Annotated in this window: 19 protein-coding genes, 1 tRNA gene and 1 riboswitch; of the genes, 6 read left to right on the top strand and 14 right to left on the bottom strand. The window is 49.4% G+C overall.

Annotated features, from left to right (window positions below):
- Positions 1–40: 40 nt before the first annotated feature.
- The 7 genes from adhE to NST20_RS03010 all read right to left on the bottom strand — a co-directional run bounded on the left by adhE (position 41) and on the right by NST20_RS03010 (position 9118).
- On the bottom strand, positions 41–2653 hold the full coding sequence (gene adhE / locus NST20_RS03040; protein ID WP_237348958.1) for a bifunctional acetaldehyde-CoA/alcohol dehydrogenase: 2613 nt from the start codon (positions 2651–2653) through the stop codon (positions 41–43).
- 411 nt (positions 2654–3064) lie between these two features.
- Positions 3065–4006: a magnesium transporter CorA family protein gene (locus NST20_RS03035; RefSeq protein ID WP_237348957.1), complete on the bottom strand. Its 942-nt coding sequence runs from the start codon at positions 4004–4006 to the stop codon at positions 3065–3067.
- A 337-nt stretch (positions 4007–4343) separates the two neighbouring features.
- Positions 4344–4416: transfer RNA gene (locus NST20_RS03030), tRNA-Lys, on the bottom strand.
- Positions 4417–4794: 378 nt separating this feature from the next.
- Positions 4795–6243, bottom strand: a complete 1449-nt coding sequence (gene panF, locus NST20_RS03025) for a sodium/pantothenate symporter (protein WP_342400044.1) — start codon at positions 6241–6243, stop codon at positions 4795–4797.
- A complete protein-coding gene (locus NST20_RS03020) occupies positions 6240–6512 on the bottom strand; it encodes a YhdT family protein (protein ID WP_013858520.1) in 273 nt (90 codons plus the stop codon). The genes panF and NST20_RS03020 overlap by 4 nt, the downstream gene beginning before the upstream one ends.
- A 211-nt stretch (positions 6513–6723) precedes the next feature.
- A complete protein-coding gene (galU, locus tag NST20_RS03015) occupies positions 6724–7611 on the bottom strand; it encodes a UTP--glucose-1-phosphate uridylyltransferase GalU (RefSeq protein WP_081105606.1) in 888 nt (295 codons plus the stop codon).
- Between the two features lie 22 nt (positions 7612–7633).
- On the bottom strand, positions 7634–9118 hold the full coding sequence (locus NST20_RS03010; protein WP_342400043.1) for an NAD(P)H-hydrate dehydratase: 1485 nt from the start codon (positions 9116–9118) through the stop codon (positions 7634–7636).
- 149 nt (positions 9119–9267) lie between these two features.
- Between NST20_RS03010 and NST20_RS03005 the strand changes: the two genes are divergently transcribed.
- The 5 genes from NST20_RS03005 (at position 9268) to thrB (ending at position 14189) form a co-directional block, all read left to right on the top strand.
- Positions 9268–9684, top strand: a complete 417-nt coding sequence (locus NST20_RS03005) for a DUF4064 domain-containing protein (protein WP_342400042.1) — start codon at positions 9268–9270, stop codon at positions 9682–9684.
- Positions 9685–10011: 327 nt separating this feature from the next.
- Entirely contained in the window at positions 10012–10791 is a 780-nt protein-coding gene (locus tag NST20_RS03000; protein WP_207368517.1) for an arginase family protein, read from the top strand.
- Between the two features lie 116 nt (positions 10792–10907).
- Positions 10908–12203, top strand: coding sequence for a homoserine dehydrogenase (locus tag NST20_RS02995; protein WP_342400041.1), 1296 nt, complete (start codon positions 10908–10910; stop codon positions 12201–12203).
- A 4-nt stretch (positions 12204–12207) separates the two neighbouring features.
- Entirely contained in the window at positions 12208–13272 is a 1065-nt protein-coding gene (thrC, locus tag NST20_RS02990; RefSeq protein ID WP_013858514.1) for a threonine synthase, read from the top strand.
- Positions 13269–14189 (top strand): homoserine kinase, encoded by a 921-nt coding sequence (gene thrB / locus NST20_RS02985; RefSeq protein WP_342400040.1) that lies wholly within the window; start codon positions 13269–13271, stop codon positions 14187–14189. Before thrC ends, thrB begins: the two co-directional genes overlap by 4 nt.
- 29 nt (positions 14190–14218) lie before the next feature.
- Here the strand turns inward: thrB and NST20_RS02980 are convergent, their stop codons facing one another.
- The 5 genes from NST20_RS02980 to NST20_RS02960 form a co-directional block, all read right to left on the bottom strand.
- Complete coding sequence (locus tag NST20_RS02980) at positions 14219–14968, bottom strand: ABC transporter ATP-binding protein (protein ID WP_342400039.1); 750 nt, start codon at positions 14966–14968, stop codon at positions 14219–14221.
- On the bottom strand, positions 14965–15963 hold the full coding sequence (locus tag NST20_RS02975; protein WP_342400038.1) for an ABC transporter substrate-binding protein: 999 nt from the start codon (positions 15961–15963) through the stop codon (positions 14965–14967). The genes NST20_RS02980 and NST20_RS02975 overlap by 4 nt, the downstream gene beginning before the upstream one ends.
- Positions 15960–16757 (bottom strand): ABC transporter permease, encoded by a 798-nt coding sequence (locus NST20_RS02970; protein WP_342400037.1) that lies wholly within the window; start codon positions 16755–16757, stop codon positions 15960–15962. Before NST20_RS02970 ends, NST20_RS02975 begins: the two co-directional genes overlap by 4 nt.
- A complete protein-coding gene (locus tag NST20_RS02965; RefSeq protein WP_029141401.1) occupies positions 16708–17031 on the bottom strand; it encodes an MTH1187 family thiamine-binding protein in 324 nt (107 codons plus the stop codon). Before NST20_RS02965 ends, NST20_RS02970 begins: the two co-directional genes overlap by 50 nt.
- 81 nt (positions 17032–17112) lie before the next feature.
- A riboswitch (TPP riboswitch) is annotated at positions 17113–17216 on the bottom strand.
- Positions 17217–17320: 104 nt separating this feature from the next.
- Positions 17321–18808: an amidase gene (locus tag NST20_RS02960; RefSeq protein ID WP_342400036.1), complete on the bottom strand. Its 1488-nt coding sequence runs from the start codon at positions 18806–18808 to the stop codon at positions 17321–17323.
- A gap of 123 nt (positions 18809–18931) precedes the next feature.
- On the opposite strand from NST20_RS02960, the gene NST20_RS02955 reads away from it, so the two are divergent.
- Positions 18932–19423, top strand: coding sequence for a general stress protein (locus tag NST20_RS02955; RefSeq protein WP_061574970.1), 492 nt, complete (start codon positions 18932–18934; stop codon positions 19421–19423).
- A gap of 48 nt (positions 19424–19471) precedes the next feature.
- Here NST20_RS02955 and prpB read toward each other — a convergent pair whose 3' ends face one another.
- Positions 19472–20398: a methylisocitrate lyase gene (gene prpB, locus NST20_RS02950; protein WP_061574969.1), complete on the bottom strand. Its 927-nt coding sequence runs from the start codon at positions 20396–20398 to the stop codon at positions 19472–19474.
- A 15-nt stretch (positions 20399–20413) separates the two neighbouring features.
- Positions 20414–21871: a 2-methylcitrate dehydratase gene (gene prpD / locus NST20_RS02945; RefSeq protein WP_328004790.1), complete on the bottom strand. Its 1458-nt coding sequence runs from the start codon at positions 21869–21871 to the stop codon at positions 20414–20416.
- Positions 21872–21927: the final 56 nt, after the last annotated feature.

The raw sequence follows: 21927 nt of genomic DNA, 5'->3' as shown, positions 1-21927 counted from the left end.
GAAAAGAGCCCGGTTCACAGCCGGGCTCTTAAAAAATCGTTTATTTTTCTTCAACGCCTTCAAAAGCTTTGCGTAAAATGTCTTCCAATTCGCTGACAAGCGGCAATTTCGGGTTTGCAGGCGTGCATTGGTCTTCAAATGCGCGGTCTGCAATAACGGCAACCCGTTTTTCAAAGTCCGCCCGGTTCACGCCGGCTGCTTTCAGGCTAAGCGGCATATTGAACAGTTTGCACATCCGGATAATTTCCTGGCAAAGGCTTTCGACGCCTTCTTCTGTCGTGCTTGCCGGCAGCCCGAGAATACGCGCAATTTCCGCGTAGCGCTGATCCGCTACGAAATGTTCGTATTTCGGGAATGCCGCAAATTTTTTCGGCCTTTGCGCATTATAGCGGATAACATGCGGCAAGAGAATCGCGTTGGCCCGCCCGTGCGGAATATGGAATTCAGCGCCGATTTTATGGGCAAGCGAATGGTTGATGCCAAGGAATGCATTCGAGAATGCCATCCCTGCCAAAGTCGATGCATTGTGCATCTTTTCGCGTGCCAGTTGATCGCTCCCATTTGCGTATGCTTTCGGCAAGTATTCGTGAACAAGCTGGATGGCCTTAATTGCCAGGCCGTCCGTATAGTCATTGGCCATGTTGGAAACATAGGCTTCAATCGCATGGGTCAAAACGTCCATCCCGGTATCGGCTGTTACGGATTTCGGGACGGTCATGACAAACTGCGGGTCAATGATCGCAACATCCGGCGTCAGTTCGTAGTCTGCGAGCGGATATTTTGTATTGTTCTTTTTATCCGAAATGACGGCGAAAGAAGTCACTTCAGAACCGGTGCCCGATGTGGTCGGAATGCAGACCAGCTGCGCTTTTTCACCCAGTTTCGGGAATTTGGCAACCCGTTTCCGGATATCCATAAATTTTTGCTTCAATTCGTTGAAATCAACTTCCGGATGCTCATAGAACAGCCACATGCCCTTTGCAGCGTCCATGGCCGACCCGCCGCCAAGCGCGATAATGACGTCCGGCTGGAAGCTTGCCATTGCTTCGGCGCCTTTCCGTACTGTTTCAATGGACGGATCCGGTTCGACTTCAGAGAAAATTTCACAGTGGACATAGTCCGGGCGTTTCCGCAAGTAGTATAGCACTTTCTCAACAAATCCGAGCCGGACCATATCCGGATCGGTGACAATAAAGGCACTTGAGATATCCGGCATTTTTTCCAGGTATTGGACCGAGTTCTTTTCAAAATACACGCGTGGTGGAATTTTAAACCATTGCATATTGACTCTCCGTTTCGCCATTGTTTTTACATTGTACAGATTAATGACACCGACGTTTGTGGACACTGAGTTGCCGCCGAACGTGCCGCAACCGAGCGTCAAAGAAGGCATGTAGGCATTGTAAATGTCGCCGATTGCCCCTTGCGAAGACGGGGAGTTGACAATGATCCGGCCGGCTTTCATTTTTAAGCCGTATTGTTCAATGACTTCATCATTTGTCGAATGGATCACAGCCGAGTGGCCGAGTCCGCCGAATTCGAGCATGGCTTCCGCAAATTCGAAACCTTGTTTTGTGCTGCTGGCTTTGTAGCAGGCCAAAACCGGGCTCAATTTTTCTCTGGAAAGTGGATAGTCCGGGCCGACGCCTGTAAGTTCAGCAATTAAAATTTTGGTATCTTCCGGGACGTCCACGCCTGCCATTTTTGCAATTTCATAGGCCGGTTTGCCGACAATGGCGCTGTTGACGGATTGCGTCTTTTCATTGATGACGGTTTTCTCAACTTTTTTCTTCTCCGCTTCATTCAGGAAGTAGCAATGATTTGCAATCAATTCGTTTTTTACATGGTCATAAATTTCTTTGTCGATAATGACAGCCTGTTCCGACGCACAGATCATGCCATTGTCAAACGTTTTGGATAAAATCAGGTCATTGACGGCGCGTTTGATATCAGCAGATTTTTCAATATAGCAAGGGACGTTCCCCGGCCCGACGCCAAGCGCAGGTTTCCCGCTCGAATATGCGGACTTTACCATGCCGGAACCGCCCGTTGCAAGAATCAGCGAAATGCCCGAATGTTTCATCAATTGCTGTGTCGCTTCAATGGCCGGTTTTTCGATCCATTGGATGCAGTTTTCCGGCGCGCCGGCTTTCACAGCAGCGTCCAGCATGACTTTTGCGGCATGGCTGCTGCATTTTTGCGCGGACGGGTGGAATGCGAAAATGATCGGGTTGCGTGTTTTAATCGCAATTAACGCTTTAAACATCGTGGTTGATGTCGGGTTTGTTACAGGCGTGACCCCGGCAATAACGCCGACTGGCTCCGCGAATTTGACAATTTCTTCATTATTGTTTTCATCAATGATGCCGACTGTTTTGTTATATTTAATATTGTGGTAGATGTATTCTGTTGCAAACAGGTTTTTTGTAATTTTGTCTTCATATACGCCGCGCCCTGTTTCTTCCACGGCCATTTTGGCGAGCACCATATGCTGTTCCAGCCCTGCAAGCGCCATTTGTTTTACGATATTGTCCACTTGCGCCTGATCCAGTTCCATAAATTCACGCAGTGCTTTTTGGCCTTTGGCGACGAGGGAATTTACCATTTCCGTGATTTGTGCGGATTTGCCAACAACTTTTTCATCAATTGCCATGATCGTGGCCTCCATTCTGGTGATTTTGTGAAGAATTTCACATAAAAGGGTAAAAAATAAAGTTTGTGAATAATTTCACATGATTTTCTGCTGTTTTTCAATATTTCTTTTCTTTATGGCTCTATTATATGCGATTTCACATGCTATGGCTGTGTCAGATTGGTGACAAATGAATAAATCATTTATAAACTTTCTTCTTTCAAATATTGCTTTCCAGCCGCGATTCAATTAAAATAGGTTTTTCCCGCCTTTTTACATTGTAAGTGCTTCCATTTTATATTTGCATATTTATGCAGAATTCCGTATAGAGATTGCCGCAAAAAAACCGCTTCCCGCTTGTGAAACCTGCACATTCACAAGGAAGAAACAAAAAAGGAGATGAATTTTATGCAAATCCATCTCCCGGATGTGTTAGAAATACCTTTTTTTCCAAAAAATGATGGCTGTGACACTGGAAAGAACCAGAGAGACCAAAAACGCCAGCCAAAAACCATGGGGGCTTGATTGCCACGGCAGGCCGTGAAGATTCATTCCGAAAAAGCTAGATACCATCGTTGGCAGGGAAAGGATAATCGTGACCGTCGTTAAAAATTTCATCACGCCGTTCACGTTATTGGAAATGACAGAAGCATAGGCATCCATCATACCACTTAAAATATTGCTGTGGATTTCACACATTTCGATTGCCTGTTTGACTTCAATCATGACGTCATCCAGTAAGTCCATGTCATCTTCATATACTTTTAGGAAATGCTGCCGTGTCATTTTTTCCATGACGATTTTATTGGCTTTTAATGAGGTCGTAAAATACACGAGTGTCTTTTCAAGGCTCAGCAGTTCGAACAGTTCCTCGTTTCGCATCGATTCGTGCAATTCGCGTTCGATCAGGCTTGATCTGCGGTCGATATATTTTAAATAGTTTAAATAATAACTTGCAACTTCATATAGAATTTGAAGGGTAAATCTGGTTTTCATGTAGGTGTAAAACCCGCGCACCCGTCTGTGGATAAACTTTCCGATAATCGGATTATCCTGCAGGCAGACCGTGATGAAATAAAAAGGCGTGACGATAATCCCGAGCGGAATCGTATCATACAGCGCGGAGTCCACATCGTCCTTTACCTTAACGGGAAGGCCGACAATGATTAAAATATCATCGTCTTCTTTTTCAATACGGGAGCGTTCATCGACATCCAGCGGGTCTTTAATAAAATCGGCCGGTATATTCGTTTGCTGGACAACCTGGTTGATTTCTTCCTCTGTCGGGTTCACCAGGTTCACCCAGCATCCTTTTGACAAAGTTTCTGTTTCCTTCAGTTTGCCGTTTTCGTCCGTTAAATACATATTTAACATGCAGGCCACCTCCTCTTCACTTTTGAGGAAGCTCAAGCATACTTTACTCTTCCAGAAACTGATAACCTGTAGGATTGGTCGAGGCCAGTATGAAGACTTCCTCTTGCTTATGTTTCATGCACGACCTCGGATGCGCGTCAGAATCCATCAGTTATCATCTCCTTTTTTCTTCGATTCATAAATAGCTGCGAAACCTGCAACTATTTTATTATACCACAATATAGTATGCCTGAATATGTCCGCTTGTTATTTTTTAGCCGATTTATCCGCCTAAAAAACTTTATAAAAATAAAAAAAGCAATATAATGTCACATTTGTGCATCATATTGCTTCGTGATGGGACATGAGGGGCTCGAACCCACGACCCGCTGATTAAGAGTCAGCTGCTCTTCCAACTGAGCTAATGTCCCGCAGATGACAATCATTATATTACCACAATTCCGGGAGAGATGCAACGAAAAATTTTTTCGCAGCCTTAAATTCCAGCCATCATGAACCTGCTTCAGGCAGAAGAACAGCGAAAGCTTCGGTTCCAACCATAATTGGCTACCCCATTTTGAAACGCTTCCAATCTGCCGTGCATTTATCCCGGGGAAAATTTTGGCCATTTTTTGCGGATTTACACCAAATTATTTGCGGGCAGCTTCGCTTTTTCGGCAAAATTTTCGAGGCTGTCTTTCAATCAGGGGCCGGGAGGATGACTCGTCCCGGTCCGATTGATTCTTATTTTGCAGGCTTTCCCCGGGCACCGCGCATTTTTAGCCAAAATTTCAATTTGGGGCGCCGGATTACTCGGCCCCGGCCCGAATGGCAGCCCTTTTGCGCCCGAAGAGGGGGCTCGCCGCAATAAACCCGGCGCATGAAATAAGAACCGGAAGCACAACTGTATGCAATCCGAACGGGTTTGGGTGCAGGCGGTCCAGCAAAATGTACGAGCCCATACCGAGTATCATGGAACAAACCGCGCCGTACTTGTTTCCTTTTTTCCAGTACAGGCCGAAAATAACCGGCCATATAAATACGGATTCCAGACCGCCAAAGGAAAACAAGTTGAGCCATATGATCAATTTCGGCGGGCTGAGCGACAACAGCACGACAACGGCGGCAACCGCTGCGGTCACGCCGAAACTCGCTACTTTCATCTGTTTTTCGGATGCGTCCGGCTTCACATAATTCAAATAAAGGTCTTTGACGAGCGCAGAACCGACGAGAATAAGCAGCGCATCAACGGTGGACATAATCGCGGCCATCGGGGCAGCGAGCACAATACCGGCCGGCACTGGCGGCAGCACTTTCATCGTTAATAGCGGCATAACCGTATCCGGCACTTCCACACCCGGTATGACAGCGCGTGCCATCACGCCGATAAAATGCATGCCGAACATAATAAAACCAATGACAATGGTACCGATGATGATCGCCCTGTGCATCGCCCGGGAATCTTTATAAGACATCGCCCGGACCGTAATTTGCGGCAGGCCGACGACACCGATCCCGACCAAAATCCAAAACGACGATACATAGGCAGGGGCCAGGCTGTGCCCATGCCCGAACGGCGTAATCAGGTCCGGGTCCTGCGCAGCAAGATTGTGCATAATATGTTCCATCCCGCCGCCCGCTTTAATGGTTGCCACCAGTAAAATAAGCGTGCCGAGAAACATGACCGTCCCTTGGACCGCATCTGTCACCGCCACTGCGCGAAATCCCCCGACTACGACAAACAGCGTAACAGAAGCGGCAAAAATCAGGAGCGACGCCGTATACGGCAGGCCGGTCAGCGATTCAACAAGGCGTGCCCCGCCGATCCACTGTGCCGTCATGGATGAAAACAGAAAAATAATAATGCTTGCTGCCGCCAAAATGACGACGGTATCACTTTGATAGCGGCCTTTTAAAAAGTCAATCAGCGTCACCGCATCATATTTGCGTGCCATAATCGCAAATTTTTTCCCGAGTACCATCAGGACAAAATAACCGGTTGAAAGCTGCGCCATGGAAAGGAGCACCCAGCCAAGCCCCTGCGTGTACGCCACGCCCGGGCCGCCGATAAAGCTGCTGGCGCTCCCGTATGTCGCCACCATTGTCATCGCAAGGATAAAGCCGCCGAGCTGCCGTTTCCCAAGAAAATATTCATGTACAAAAGATTGCGTTTTGATCACATATTGATTGGCCCAAAAACCAACGGCAAAAATAATGAGCAAAAAAATGAGCAGTGGTGCCAGTACCGGCCAGTTCATGGCTTGTCCCCCTCTTCATCATCGAAAGGAATATCTTTGAAAAAGAACTTCACAATGAAGATGACAAGCGCCGTCACGACAATATAGCCGGCAATGCAGCTGTAAAAAAACCATGACGGCATGCCAAATATATAATGGTACTGTTTGGCCGGCCGTGTACCTAAGCCGTAAGCGAAACCGTACCACCAGAGAAAATTGAACAGCACAAGCCCGACGCCGATCCATGCTTCCTTATGCGCCTGTTTAAATCTTTGGTCATCTTTTTTCAAAATGTGCCATCCTTTCCTTGCTTTCGCTACTATCTTACATCTTTTTTCATCCGGCCGTGTGATTTTTGCCAATGGACAGGGTTTGTTTTTTGCATAAAAGCAGCCGGAGCTTCAGATTGTATCCCGCACCCCCTTCACACAGGTCCGATAAAAAACGCCTGCGTTCGCACATTTCGCGAAACAGGCGTTTTTACCGGCAGACCCGGCAGCTTCAGATCCGGTCGTTTTGTATTCTCCATTGCAAATCTTCCAAATACCGGAGCAAATCATCGCGCAGATCTTCCCGGGAAAGCGCCATTTCAATCGTCGATTTGATAAACCCGAACTTTTCGCCGACATCGTAGCGTTTCCCTTCATAAGCATAGGCATACACTTTTTGGATTTCATTCAATTGTTCAATGGCATCGGTCAGCTGGATTTCTCCGCCTGAACCGGTCTTTTGCAATGAAAGGAAATCAAAAATCTCCGGTGTTAAAATATACCGCCCGATAATGGCGACATTTGACGGCGCTTCCTCCACTTTCGGCTTTTCTACAAAGCCTTTCACATCATAAATTCTTCCTTTTTGATCGAGCGGGTCAATAATCCCGTAACGGTTGGTTTCCTCGCGCGCGACTTCCATGACGGCAATCACGCTGGAATGGACCTGTTCATAAACATCGATCATTTGTTTCAGGCAAGGCGGTTCAGCCTGGATGATGTCATCTCCAAGGAGCACGGCAAACGGTTCATTTCCGATAAATTTGCGCGCACACCAAATCGCGTGGCCCAATCCTTTTGGTTCCTTTTGCCGGATATAATGGATATCCACTTCTGCAGGCTGGCGCACTTTTTCAAGCAGATCAAATTTTTTCTTTGCGATCAAATTGTCCTCAAGCTCAAATGCATGGTCAAAATGGTCTTCAATCGCCCGTTTCCCTTTCCCGGTTACGATGATGATATCTTCAATGCCGGAATCAATGGCCTCTTCCACAATATATTGGATTGTCGGCTTATCGACAATCGGAAGCATTTCTTTCGGCATTGCCTTCGTCGCCGGCAGGAAACGTGTTCCAAGCCCCGCTGCCGGGATAATCGCCTTCTTGATTTTTTGCATCATTTGTCACCTCTTTATAAAACGGTCACCGTTCTCCTAAACCCGGCGCTTTCCCTGCATCTTTTGCGGCCGTTTCCAATTGGTGCATCACTTTTGGAAGCAGCCGGGAAAATTCATGGGCAGTGAGTGTAGAGGACCCGTTTTCCCGGATCCACAAGTCGGCGCATGCCCCGTGAATATAAACGGCATTGGCAACCGCTTCCTTGATATTAGCATACGTGCATATATTTGCCAAGAGCATGCCGGTTAATGTATCGCCGCTTCCGCCTTTTGCCAGGCTGCTGTTGCCGGTTGCATTTACATAGCCGCTGCCATCCGGAAAAGCCATCACCGTGTACTGCCCTTTTAAAACGACGGTGACCCCGTGTTCCTGCGCATAAGCGGAAGCAAGCCTGATCCTGTCCGATGCCATTTGCCCGGCCGGAATGCCCGCCATCCTTGAAAATTCCCCCGGATGCGGCGTTAAAACGACCGGAGCCGTGCGTTTCGGGTATGCCCTTTTATGTAATGCACCCGCATCGAGGACAACAGGAAGCGGTTCTTTTAAAACGCCCTGAATGAAAGACTCCAGCTGCTTATCCGGTTCAATCCCGGGACCGATGGCCACCCCGGCAAACTTCTGCCCCAAATCGTTCAGCCGCTTTGAAAAATCCCTTTTTAAATAAGTGGCTTCAGGAACGAGTGTGGCAATTACATTCCGAGCACCGCTTTCCGTAAAAACGGAGAGTTTCCCGATCCCCATCCGCATCGCGCCGATCGCAGCCAACGCCGCGCTGCCCGGCATATCGTCACTTCCGGCAACCAAAAGCCCGGTCCCGAACGTGCCTTTATGGACATTTCCGCTTCTTTCGGGAAGCGAACGGATGACATCTTCTTCCGACCAAATTTTCCATTTTGATGTATGCGGCAGGCCGATTTCGACAGCCTTTGTTTTGCCAAAATAAGCGGAAGAAGGGAATAACAGGCTGGACGGTTTCAATCCATGGAGAGAAAACGTATAATCCGCGTGTACGGTATGCGGATCGGCATCACCCGTATCCCCCGCCACTCCCGTCGGTACGTCAATGGCGGCCACTTTTGCTTTCCGGGTATTGATCCAATCGGTTATTTCTGCAAGATCATCCCTGAGCGGCAGCCTGGTACCTACGCCAAGTAGCCCGTCTGCGATCCAGTCATACTGTTTCTCACGGTCAAAAGGGGCTGCTTCAAAGCCGCACGATTGAAAATAGGAAAAATGTTGCGCGGCCTCTTTCGTTTGCGGCGGACCTAAAGGAAAGATCAAATCCGCTTTGTATCCGTTCAGTTTTAAATAGCGGGCAAGCACGATTCCGTCCCCGCCGTTATTCCCCTTGCCGGATAGCACCGCAATTGTGTCGCGTTTGGAAAGGAGCGGCGCAAGTGCCCGGTACAGGCCGCTTCCGGCATTTTCCATCAGCGTAAACGTATCCATGCCGAAAGAAGCTGCCGTTGCATCGGCTTCCTTAATTTCTTTGCTTGTATAAATTTGCATTGCCAAACACCCCCGTTCTCATAGTTTTATTGTAACACTGCTTGAATGCGGCAACATAAAATTTCTAATTTCCGAATCCTTTTTTTGTTTTTTTTCGTATTTATGGAAGGGAATGGGTTTTATAGACAAGAAAGAAAGGGGGGGTATAAATGAAACGAACTGCTGAAATTATACTGAGCGTCATTGGCGCGGTGCTAAACGGACTTGCCGCAATTCTCGTTATCTTCATGACTATGACCATGAAAAGCCAAAGTTTTATCGACGAAATGGAAGCCCAAATGAAAAGTGGCGCCACCATCCGGGAAGCCGACTTTCAAACAGTCCTTCATACGATCCAAGCGCTCGGCTGGGGAATTGCTGTGGTGCTTATCATCGGAACGGTGATCGGCATTGTCGCCGCTGTTCAACTGAGGAATAACAAAAGGCCGAAGCTGTCAGGCATTTTGCTTATTATCGATGCATTGCTTGTGTTCTTTTTCACCGTCGGATTCGGGGTGCTCCCGGCGCTGCTTTACCTGATTGCAGGCATTATGAGCCTCGTGCGCAAACCGCCGGTCATCGTTTAATAGAGCATAAAGCCTTCCTGCATGAGGGAGGCTTATTTTGATGCGAAAAAATAATACGGCCGGCGCGATTCCGCTTTTCATGCCGCAATCTCGCAATGAAAAATTCGGATGAAAATCCCCCCCAAAAGGACGCGGGAGCGCGGCGTTTGCCGGTTGCCATTTCAAGAATTTACGTGTGTAATCTTTCCCGCCCCCTTCCTGTTGAGCCGGAAACGGTGCACGCTTTAAAAAAGTGTGATAAAATAAATCATAAATCGTTTCAATATTCCGCCATTCAAAGGAACCTTGTTCAACCCGTTCTGTGATTTCTTAAAGGAGATGAAAGAGATGGGTTTATTGCATAAAGGTGTCACGATATTGGCTTTTGACGAAACGTATGATGAACAAAAAAGGGTCCAGTCTTTTCCCCATGAAACAATCAACCTGAAACATATCCGCCATACCAATCTTTTTTGTGAAAAAGAGGCGCTTTTCCAAATTGAAACGGCACTGGGCCGCCGCAAGCAAAAAGGCATCACCTTTCTTGGAAGCGGCAATTACCATTATGTAACCTCCCTGCTTTTAAAAGAAGCGCCGGAACCGTTCACCCTTGTGCTGTTCGACAACCATCCGGACATGGACGACAGCTTTGAACAAACACTGCTGTCATGCGGGTCATGGGTTTCCTACGCCTTAAAAATGAACCCGCTGCTGAAAAGAGTTGCCATCATCGGCCCGACTTCTTTCATAACACATCGCCGCCCGCCGCAAACCGTCCAAATCTTTCCTTTTAACAGCCGGAATCTTGAAAACCGGCAACGGATTTTATCCGCCATTCCAACAGATACCGTCTATATCAGCATTGACAAAGACGTCCTTTCCCCGGCTTTTGCCGAGACAAACTGGGATCAGGGGAGGATGGGCAAGCAGGAATTGCTGTCCTGTATTTCGGCCATTCTCGATCAAAAACAAGTATTCGGCATCGATGTATGTGGGGAAACCGCAGTCTCGCCGGCTGAACGCTTTCTCCCGCATGCGATTGAAATAAGCCAAAAAAACGACGCCATGAATGCTGAAATCCTCGAAGTTTGCCTGGAGCGGCGCCCGCAACCAGCACTGCACGTCTGATTCTTTTTCTTACTTTTTAAAAAAGAAAGACTTGATCTTCCTCTGTAATCATGCTTTAATGTCTATTATACAAAGACATTTGTTTTCTGTAAAAATACATAAAGAGGTGTGATCAAATGAAATCGGACGTTTCAATCGGACTGCTTGGACTCGGAACCGTTGGCTGCGGCGTTGTCAGACTGATCCGGCAGCATCAGGAGGAACTCGTCCACCAGCTTGGGCGTGAAGTAAAGGTGAAACGCATTCTCGTGCGCAACATCGAAAAAGACCGCGGTGTAGACATTGATCCCGCCTCTGTCACTACAAATCCCGATGAGATATTAAATGACCCGGAAATCGATGTCGTCGTCGAAGTGATAGGCGGAATTGATGAAGCCCGCCGGTACATTGTCAAGGCGATTGAAAATAAAAAACATGTCGTGACCGCGAACAAAGATTTAATTGCCCTCTACGGCCCGGAGCTTCAGGAACTGGCCTGGAAAAACCAGTGTGACTTGCTGTATGAGGCAAGCGTCGGCGGCGGCATCCCGATTATCAGGGGGCTTACAGACGGCCTTGTTTCCGACCGGATCCAAAAAGTGATGGGGATCGTCAACGGGACAACCAATTTTATTCTGACCAAAATGATGGATGAAGGCGTTTCTTATGACGAGGCGCTGAAAGAGGCACAGGAACTTGGTTTTGCCGAAGCCGACCCGACGTCAGATGTGGAAGGCCTGGATGCGGCAAGAAAAATGGCGATTTTGGCACGGCTCGCATTCTATACAAATGTGAAACTTGAAGATGTGGAAGTGGAAGGCATTACCCATCTTTCATCCGCAGATTTGCATTACGGGAAAACGCTTGGGTATACGATGAAGCTGATCGGCATGGCGGAATGCCAGGATGAACATATTGAAGTGAGCGTGCAGCCGGCGTTTATCGCCCAAAAACACCCGCTTGCTTCCGTGAAAAATGAATTCAATGCCGTTTATATTAACGGGGAAGCAATCGGCGAGGCGATGTTTTACGGGCCCGGCGCCGGAAGCATGCCGACTGCGACAGCGGTCGTAAGCGATTGTATTGCCGCGATTAAAAACATGCAGCTCGGCGTGAACGGCCGGAACCTCAGGGGCCCGCGCTTTGAACGGAAACTCATGCCGTCTGAGCAGCGCTACGGGCAATTTTATATCCGTATGCATTTAAAAGACCAGGTCGGCGCATTTTCGAAAATTACAGCCGCCTTCAGCGCGCTCAACATCAGCTTTAAACGGATTTTGCAGACGCCTGATAAACGCGATGAGCTTGCAGAAATCATCATTGTCACCCACAAAGTGTCGCTCGACCGTTTCCAAAAGGCGCTCGAGCAGTTAAATGACATGCCTGTTGTCAAAGAAGTGAACAGCTACTACCGTGTTGAAGGAGAGGCGTAAAGACATGAATCAATGGCCAGGATTACTCAAGCAGTACAAATCATTTTTACCCGTCACAGACAAAACACCAGAATTGACATTATTTGAAGGCAATACGCCGCTTATCCCGTTTGCCCGCTTATCGGAAAAACTCGGCGTGGAATTGTACGGAAAATTTGAAGGGTTGAACCCGACCGGCTCTTTTAAAGACCGCGGCATGGTGATGGCGGTTGCGAAAGCGATCGAAAGCGGCAGCAGGTCCGTTATCTGCGCCTCCACCGGCAACACATCCGCTTCTGCGGCCGCCTATGCTGCAAAAGCCGGGATCCGGGCGATCATCGTGATTCCGAGCGGAAAAATCGCGCTTGGCAAACTGGCGCAGGCCGTTATGTACGGCGCTGAAATCGTGGAAATTGACGGCAATTTTGACCAGGCGCTTAAAATCGTCAGGAAAGTAAGCGAAACTTCGCCTGTCACACTTGTAAACTCAGTTAACCCTTACCGGCTGGAAGGCCAAAAAACGGCAGCTTTCGAGATTTGTGAGCAGCTGGGTTCAGCACCCGATGTCCTTGCCATCCCGGTCGGCAATGCCGGAAACATCAGCGCGTATTGGAAAGGATTCAAAGAGTTCAATGAGAAATTTGAAACCGGCCTGCCGGAAATGCACGGCTTTGAAGCGGAAGGCGCGGCTGCCATCGTCCGGGACCGGGTGATCGAAAACCCGGAAACGGTCGCCACCGCGATCCGGATCGGCAACCCGGCAAGCTGGAAACTGGCCGTCAATGCCCGCGATGAATCAGGCGGCGTGATCGACTCGGTGTCAGACCCAGAAATTCTTGATGCGTTCCGGCTGCTCGCCCGCAATGAAGGGACGTTCGCCGAGCCGGGTTCATGTGCGTCCATCGCCGGTGTCATCAAGCAGGTCAAAACGGGACAGATCAAAAAAGGGAGCAAAGTGGTTGCTGTCCTGACCGGAAACGGGCTTAAAGACCCGCAAACCGCCATGTCCCAAGTCGAAGTCCGGCCTGCCGTGCTGCCGGCAACGGAAGAAGCCGTGACAGATTATCTTTCGAATGTGATCCATGTATGAACAGGCTGGTTATCCGTGTACCCGCAAGCACGGCAAATCTCGGGCCCGGATTTGATTCAGTCGGCATGGCGCTCAACCGTTTCTTAACGCTTGAAGTGTGCGGCAGCAAGGAATGGGTTTTTGAACAAGTATCGCCCCTTTTGCCGCCGCTTCCGGAAGACAGCGACCCTTTTATCTTAAAAATTGCGCGGCAGGTTGCGGATTTATATGGCAGCCGGCTGGCCCCGTGCAAAGTCATTGTTGACAGTGAAATTCCGCTTGCCCGCGGGCTTGGCAGCAGCGCCTCAGCCGTTGTGGCCGGCATTGAACTTGCCAACTTTGCCGGAAATCTCGGGCTTTCGCTTGCGGAAAAGCTGGACATTGCCTCGCGGATCGAGGGGCATCCGGATAATGTCGCGGCATCCCTGTTCGGCGGGCTCGTTGTTTCAGCCGAGCAAGGGGACGGACGAGTCGAAGTCGTGCCGTTTTTTGACATCATGGCGGATTTGCTCCTGTTTATTCCCGGTTATGAGTTAAAAACGGAAGATGCGCGCAAAGTGCTTCCTGATTTTTATGCACGGAAAGAGGCAGTAAAAGGAAGTGCGGCCAGCAACCTTTTTATTGCGGCGCTCATAAGCGGCCAGTACGAACTGGCCGGAAAAATGATGGAACAGGACCGTTTTCACGAGCCGTACCGGACAAAATTGATCCCCGAATTTTTGGAGATCCGCCGGCTGGCCAAATCACTCGGCGCGTACGGGACGGTCATTAGCGGCGCCGGCCCGACGGTTATTTCGCTTGTGCCGTCCGGGCAGGCAGAGGCCATGGCAGAAACGATCCACGCCCATTTTCCGCATGTGCTGGTTGAACCGGCCAAAATTGACCGGACCGGCCTTTCCGTCGAAAAATATGCGGCATCCAATATGCTGAACTTATAAAAAGGTTTGGAGCATCTCCAAACCTTTTTTTATTTCCCCAAAAATGAGGCAAGTTCTCTTAACAGTTCATCTTTGTCTTTTTTCAACGCATCCAAAGAGAGCATCTCCCATTTCCGCGGGCGCGGCAAATGCACCTTCAATTCGTGGATGATGGCGGACGGCTGCTGCGACATGACAAAAACACGGTCCGATAGCAGCACGGCTTCATCAAGATCATGGGTAACCATAAGAATCGTCTGGTTTCCTTTCTCCCATGATTCGAGCAGCCAGCGGTGGACATCCATTTTAGTAAAGGCATCGAGCTTCCCGAACGGTTCGTCTAGCAGCATAACCGGTTTTTCGCATAAATACGTGCGCAAAAAGCTGATCCGCTGCCGCATGCCGCCCGAGAGCGAGGCGGGATAGTGGCCGGCGTAATCTTCAAGGCCAAACTGCCGGAGTACCTCCATCCCCCGCAAAATTCGTTCCCGTTTCCGCACCCCTTTTATTTCAAGCGGTAGGACAATGTTTTGCAGTGCCGTCCGCCAGGGCAGAAGCAAATCCTGCTGCGGCATGAAACCGGCGGCATCCTGAACCCCGTCCGGTTTGCCGCCAAGCATCACTTTGCCGCCATCCGCCTTTTCAATCCCGGCAATGATATTTAACAGCGTGCTTTTTCCGCACCCGCTCGGCCCGATAAAAGCGCAGAACTCACCTTTTTGGATCGTTGCGGAAATGCCATCGAGCACTTTTTTCCCTCCAAATGTTTTCGTAATGCCTTCCAATTGCAAATACGTCATGGCCGGTTTGGAAGAAATTCGTTTGTGTAGGCTGCCTTGATGTTGATTTTTTTCTTAATGACTTTATGGTCATAAAGGAAGTCCATATAACGGCGCCACACTTCTTCCTTCTGTACCCCCCATTCCGCGGCATCGTCCTGGTACTTCGTGCTCAGCCACTTCTGGCTGGCGCGGACAAGCCCTTTATTTGTATCCGGCACGTCCTGAATCAGGATATCGGCAGCCTGTTCCGGGTGCTTGATCGCAAATGTATAACCTTGCGCCGCAGCCTTCATAAATGATTTGACAAGGGTTTTATCCCCCTTGGCCAGTTTTTCGCTTGTAATGATGACCGGGCTGTAATAATCAAGCGCAGGGTCGAGATCTTTGACCATGATAAGATTCAGTTTTTTCCCGTTCCGCTCTGCCTGGATGCCGTCCCAGCCGTAATAAATCCATTCAAAATCCGCTTCACGTCCGATTGATTTGAAAAAATCCGTCTGGCCGAGCACGATATTTTTTACTTTGCTGTAGTCGGCGCCGTATTTTTCCATGACCGTTTTGATGACGGCTTCTTCAGACGGCGAACCCCAGCCGCCGTAACGTTTACCTTCAAAATCTTTCGGAGAAGTGATGTTGTCTTTTTTCAAAGAAGCAAAGCCGGAAGTATTGTGCTGGATGATCGCGGCAATGGATACAATCGGGATTCCTTCCGTCCTTGCCGTGGTGACATTTTCCTGATAGCTGATCCCGAAATCCGCTTTCCCGGAGGCCACCATCTGTTCAGCCGTGATATTGTCTCCCGGCTGGATAATTTTCACATCTAGGCCCTGCTTTTGAAAATAATGTTTTGTTTTAGCCACATACAGGCCGGTATGATTGGTGTTCGGAAACCAGTCCAGCACAACCGTCACCTTTTGCAACGCTTTTTTGCTGCTGTCCTTCTGCCCGCTGCCGGCACATCCGGCAGCAAGCAGCAACACGGCCGCCTGCAACATGATTAAAATTTTCTTCATTGATGATCTTCCTTTCGATATACCCATGGTGCGGATAGCCTTTGCAAACATTCAACAGCGCCGTATAAAAGAAATGTGAGCCCAATGATGACAGCGGAGATGGCAAACAAGCGGGCAGTCATAAAAGATTTTGTCGCCCTTGTCAGCATGACGCCGAGCCCTTCGCTTGCGCCGAGCCACTCACCGATAATGGCACCCATCACACTATATGTAACGGCAATTTTTAAACCGGAAAAAAAGTAAGGGAGCACAGCCGGAAATTTGACTTTCCTGTAAACTTGCCATTTTGATGCATGCATGGTCTTTAACAGTTTCACCAAGTCATCATCCACCGTTTGAAACCCTTCCAGGATGCTCAATGCCAGCGGGAAAAAGCAGATTAAAATGACCACAATAACTTTTGACTGGAGCCCGAATCCGAACCAGACGATGAAAAGCGGCGCAATCGCCACAATCGGAATTGTTTGCGAAACGACCAGTAGCGGCCGGACCAGCATCCGGAAAACGGGAACCATATCCATAAAAACGGCAATCGCTGCGCCAATCATAATGGAAAAGGCAAGCCCGATCAATACTTCTTTTGCAGTTTGCCAAATATTGGGCCAAACCATCCATTGTAGATTTTTCAATTCCTGCCATACTTCCGTCGGTTTTGGCAGCATCCATTCACTGATATGAAAGCCGGCCGTTGCCCCTTGCCAGACGAAGAGCAAAAAAATGAGCCAGGCAGCCGTGAGCGCCGTGTTAACGAACCGGCTGCGGCGCTTGTTCGCGATATTTTGCAATTTTTTCATCCATTGTCACCCCGGTGCTTGGCCTGTAATGGATTTTGATCGATGTGATGACATCAATCGCACCGGCTTGGACGCAAGCATCCTGCGCTTTTTTGATGATCCCAAGCAGTTCGTCAAGATCGCCTTCCATCGTCGTTTCCATTGCCCCGACTTCATAACGTACGCCGGCGTTTTGAACAACTTCGATCGCGCGGTCTACGACACCGTATAAGTCATCACTTTTAATATGCGGAACAACTGAAAAAGAAACCGTTACTTGATTCGATTTTTCCATCAAATTTTCCTCCTTTTTTTCAAATAAAAAAGCTTTCATTGCATGCGCAAGAAAGCCTGTCCATCCAAAACATGCCGAAACATGCTTCAATATGAGACTCCCTACGCTGGCATTATCCAGATCAGGTGAAGGGTCGATGCAAAACGGCATCCTCTCAGCCAAAACCGGCTCCCCTGCTTTTTTTCTTGTAATTTTATTGTAACATGAAAACCATCCTTTTTGGCAAACACTTTTCAATCCTTCAATTCCTTAGAACGTCCGGGCCTGCACAAAGCCCCTCATTTATGCTTTAAAGGCAGGGATTCCCCTGCATGCCAACCCAAAGTTCCGACTGTTCAAGCGCATATGCGACATCCAGCAGCCAATGTTCATTTCCTTTCGGCGCCACCAGCTGTATTCCGAAAGGAAGCCCGGCCGCCGTTATATGGACCGGCAGGCTGATCGCCGGCTGCCCGGTTAAATTAGCGAGCTGCGTAAACGGGGAAAACGTTAAGCTCGGCTCAAACATTTCATAGACAAGCGCCTGCTGCTTTTCTTTCGGGAGCCCGGTGACGCCAAACAATCGATCCCGCTCTTTCCCTGTCTGGGTAAGTTCCCCGATTTTCGGTGCCGGAAACGCGGTTGAAGGCGTGAGATACAGGTCATAAGTCTCATGGAAAGCAGCCATTTGTGCTGCGGCTTTATCCCACTCCGCAAGGCTCTTTGCGTATTCCGCCGCCGTGACATTTTTCCCGGCAGCATACAAGACCCACGAAACCGGCTCCATATCTTTTTCCGTAAGCGGGCGTCCAAGTGCGCTTTCCAAATCCGAAAGTTCCGCAACCATTTCCCCGCAGTTCATTAAATAATAGTTTTCCATCAGCCGCCTGCCGTCAACGCCATTTTCGGCTTCTTCCACAAGATGGCCCTCCTGCTCCAGCCATTTTGCTGTTTGATAGACAGCCTGTTTTGCGTCGCGGCTGACAGGCGTCCCGACTGGCGATGCAACCGAAAATGCGATCCGGTATTTTTTCGTTCCGCTCTGTTTTAGTTCCTGTACATATCCCGGAAAAAGCGGCGTTTGAAAAGCAGCAGCGGGTTCCACAGTTTGCAGCACATCGAGGAGCGCTGCACTGTCTCTGACTGTTTTTGCCAGCACGAAGTCAATAGCCGCCCCTTGCCATTGCCGTCCGCGGCCCGGACCGACCGGTGTCCTTCCCCTTGTCGGCTTTAATCCTGTTAAACTTGTAAAAGAAGCAGGGATGCGGATCGATCCGCCGCCGTCGCTTGCACCGGCAACCGGTACCATCCCGGAAGCCACCGCAGCCGCGGAACCGCCACTTGAGCCGCCGGGTGAAAAATGGGGATTCCACGGATTTCGCGCCGGACCGTAAAGTTCAGGTTCCGTAATATTTTTTAATCCAAATTCCGGCACGTTTGTCTGCCCGAGGATGATAAATCCTGCTTCCCTCAATTTTGCCGTAAAAAAAGCATCTTCTCTGGCGCGGTTTTGCTGCAGCAGTTTTGATCCGGATGTGAGCAGCTCGCCCTTTACCGCCTGGGAAATGTCTTTGAGCAAAACCGGCACGCCAGCAAATGGCTGCTCATCTGTACGGAGCGCGGCCGCTTCCTTCTTTGCTTTCTCAAACCGTGTCCGGATGACGGCATTTAAACGCCTGTTTGTTTTTTCAATCCGGGCCATTGCCGCCTCCAACACTTCTTCCACACTCACTTCTTTTCGCTTTATGAGCCTGGCCAGTTCTGTTGCATCATACGATAGATATGCAGATTGTTCCATCTCAATCCCTCCATTCAATCTTATATTGACTGAATTTTATGGAGATGTCAAAACCTGCGAAAACCGTTTAACCCTTTTTCTACCGGGTAAAAGTGCACTATCACCGTTAGGAGGCAGATAGAGATGGCAAAAGAAGTAGTTGGCATTTACACAACATTGCAGGAAACGATTGACGCAGTAGACCGGTTGACCGCAGAAGGCTACAGCACTTCCGATATTTCCATTATTTCAAACGGGAATGATGGGACTTTATTGAAAAACCAGACCGGCGCAAATGTGGACCACACCTCTTCTGCCCAGGATGAACAAAACAGCTCTCTCTGGGAGAAAATCAAAGGGTTCTTCAAGCCGGGCTATTATGACGAAACGACAAGAAAACTGACCAATCTCGATCTCCCGCAGGACGAACTGGACCGCTATTCGGCCGAAATTGATGCCGGACACTATCTTGTGCTCGCAGACAATGATGCTTCTGCCCACAATGAAAGGGCCGCTCCAGGAACAGCCGATCCTGCCGCAGAAGTTTCCGGCCAAACAACAGGATCCGGATTGAAAAACGAATTTGGCGAAAACTACTCCACGACGCAGGAGAAATCTAAACAGGCCGGCCGCTAAGTTGAAAAGGGCAAATCCGCGCGGAAAAGGCGGGTTTGCCCTTTTTCTTTACGTTGATGATGAAGGATCAGGCGTAACAGGAAGAATCGTTTTAGCGATCGACTGGTCGAGCGCTTCAAATTCCTCTAAAGAAATCGTGCTGTACAGCTCTTTCCTCGTCTGCATGTCGGAGAGGGCATTTTTTTGCGTCCCTTCGTTCTTAATCTTTTCAAATACCCGTTCATAAGCCTTTGCGGCAACGCGCAGCGAAGTGACAGGATAAATAACCATGGCATAACCCATTTCTTCGAATTCTTCCGCCGTATAATAAGGGGTTTTGCCGAATTCGGTCATGTTGGCAAGGAGCGGCGCTTTTATTTTTTCCGCAAATAAACGGAACTCCTCACGGGACTCGAGAGCTTCCGGAAAAATGGCGTCCGCACCTGCCTCCACATAGGCGTTGGCCCGCTTCAGCGCCGCTTCCACGCCTTCCACGCCTCTCGCATCCGTACGGGCTACAACGACAAGCGACGGCGTCACACTTTTCAACGCCCTGATTTTCTCGCACATTTCAGATGCGGTAACGAGCTGTTTGCCATTTAAATGCCCGCATTTTTTCGGCAGCTGCTGGTCTTCAATCTGAACAGCCGCAACACCTGCTTCGGCCATTTCGCGGGCGGTGCGGGCAACGTTCAGCACGCCGCCGAATCCGGTGTCAATGTCAACAAGAACCGGCAAATCGGTGGCACGCACGAGATCGCGTGCACGCTCCGCCATCTCCGTCGATGTGATCATGCCAAGATCCGGGATCCCTTTGCTCGCGGTATAGGCAGCCCCTGATAAATAAAGCGCCTCAAACCCTGTGTTTTTTGCAATGAGTGCCGCCATTGCATCATGCGCGCCGGGGATTTGCAAAATGCCTGGCGACTGCATGCGTTCCTTAAACCGTTTGGCAAGCGCCTCCTGTGAGGACGGCTGATTGACAATCCAAACCATGGTGCAACATCCTTTCTACAAGGTGAATAAATTGACGAATTCATGAACGGCCATTTTTTCAAGCGCTTCTCCCGCAAGGCAGGCTTCTTTGATCCTTTCCTGCTGCTTCGCGGAATAGTGGGTGGCGATATTATCCGAAAACTTGGTGATAATTTTCGGGATCGCTTCTTCCCTTCTGAAGCGGTGGCCAAGCGGATACTCGACTTCCACATTTTCAGTTGATGTGCCGTCTTCAAAAAAGACTTGTACGGCATTCGCGATGGAACGTTTATCCGGATCAAGGTAATCGATGCTGTATTGTTTGTTTTCAACAACCGTCATTTTTTCCCTCAATGCATCAATGCGCGGGTCAGCGGCGGCTGCATCTTCATAATCGTCCGCTGTAATATTGCCTTTGATCAGGCCGATTGCCGTCACATACTGGATGCAATGGTCGCGGTCAGCAGGGTTATGAAGCGGCCCTTTTTTGTCAATGATGCGGATGGCGGACTCATGCGTCGTAATTGTAATCCGGCTGATTTGATCCAGTTTCCCAGCTACAACCGGATGGAGTTTGACTGCGGCTTCCGCTGCCGTCTGTGCATGGAATTCTGCCGGATACGATACTTTAAATAAAACATTTTCCATCACATAGGAGCCGAGCGGGCGGGCCAGTTTCAGTTCTTTCCCTTTGAACATCACGTCCTGGAATCCCCACCCGGGTGCGGAAAGCGGCGTTTGATAGCCCATTTCCCCTTTCATCGCAACAAGCGCAAGCGCCACGCCCCTGCTGGTTGCATCGCCGGCCGCCCATGATTTGCGCGAACCGGTATTCGGCGCGTGCCGGTATGTGCGCAACGGGCCGTTATCAATCCAGGCGTGGGAAACGGCGTTCATAATTTCATTTTTCCCTCCGCCGAGCATTTTTGTCGCAACAGCAGTCGTCGCCACTTTGACAAATAAAACATGGTCAAGCCCCACGCGGTTCAAACTGTTTTCCAAAGCAAGCACACCTTGAATTTCATGGGCTTTGATCATGGCCTCGAGCACATCGCGCACTCTTAGCGGTGCTTTCCCATTGGCAACGCGCGTCCGGCTCAAAAAATCCGCAACAGCAAGGATGCCGCCGAGATTGTCAGAAGGGTGCCCCCACTCCGCCGCGAGCCACGTATCGTTGTAATCGAGCCAGCGGATCATGCAGCCAATATTAAACGCCCCCGCAACCGGATCGAGCACATAGGAAGTGCCTGGCACATGCGTCCCGTTCGGCACGGCCGTACCCGGGACGACCGGCCCGAGCATTTTTACACACTCCGGAAAACGGAGGGCGAGAATGCCGCATCCGAGCGTATCCAAAAGCCCGTAACGTGCAGTCTCAAAAGCTTCGGAACTCGTAATCTCTTTGTCTGCCACATAACGGGCAATTTCTTCTATCAGGGCGTCCCGCTCCCCTGTTTTTTCATTTACAGCGGTTGTACCGGCCAATTTAAACATTCCCCTTTCCAAACTTTATCTGCAGGTCAAAGCCCGGATCATTTGAGACAGCGTTT

Origin of the sequence: Weizmannia sp. FSL W8-0676, assembly GCF_038593015.1 — a bacterium.
Classification (GTDB): domain Bacteria; phylum Bacillota; class Bacilli; order Bacillales; family Bacillaceae_C; genus Weizmannia; species Weizmannia coagulans.
This window is presented reverse-complemented; position numbering and strand designations above follow the sequence as displayed.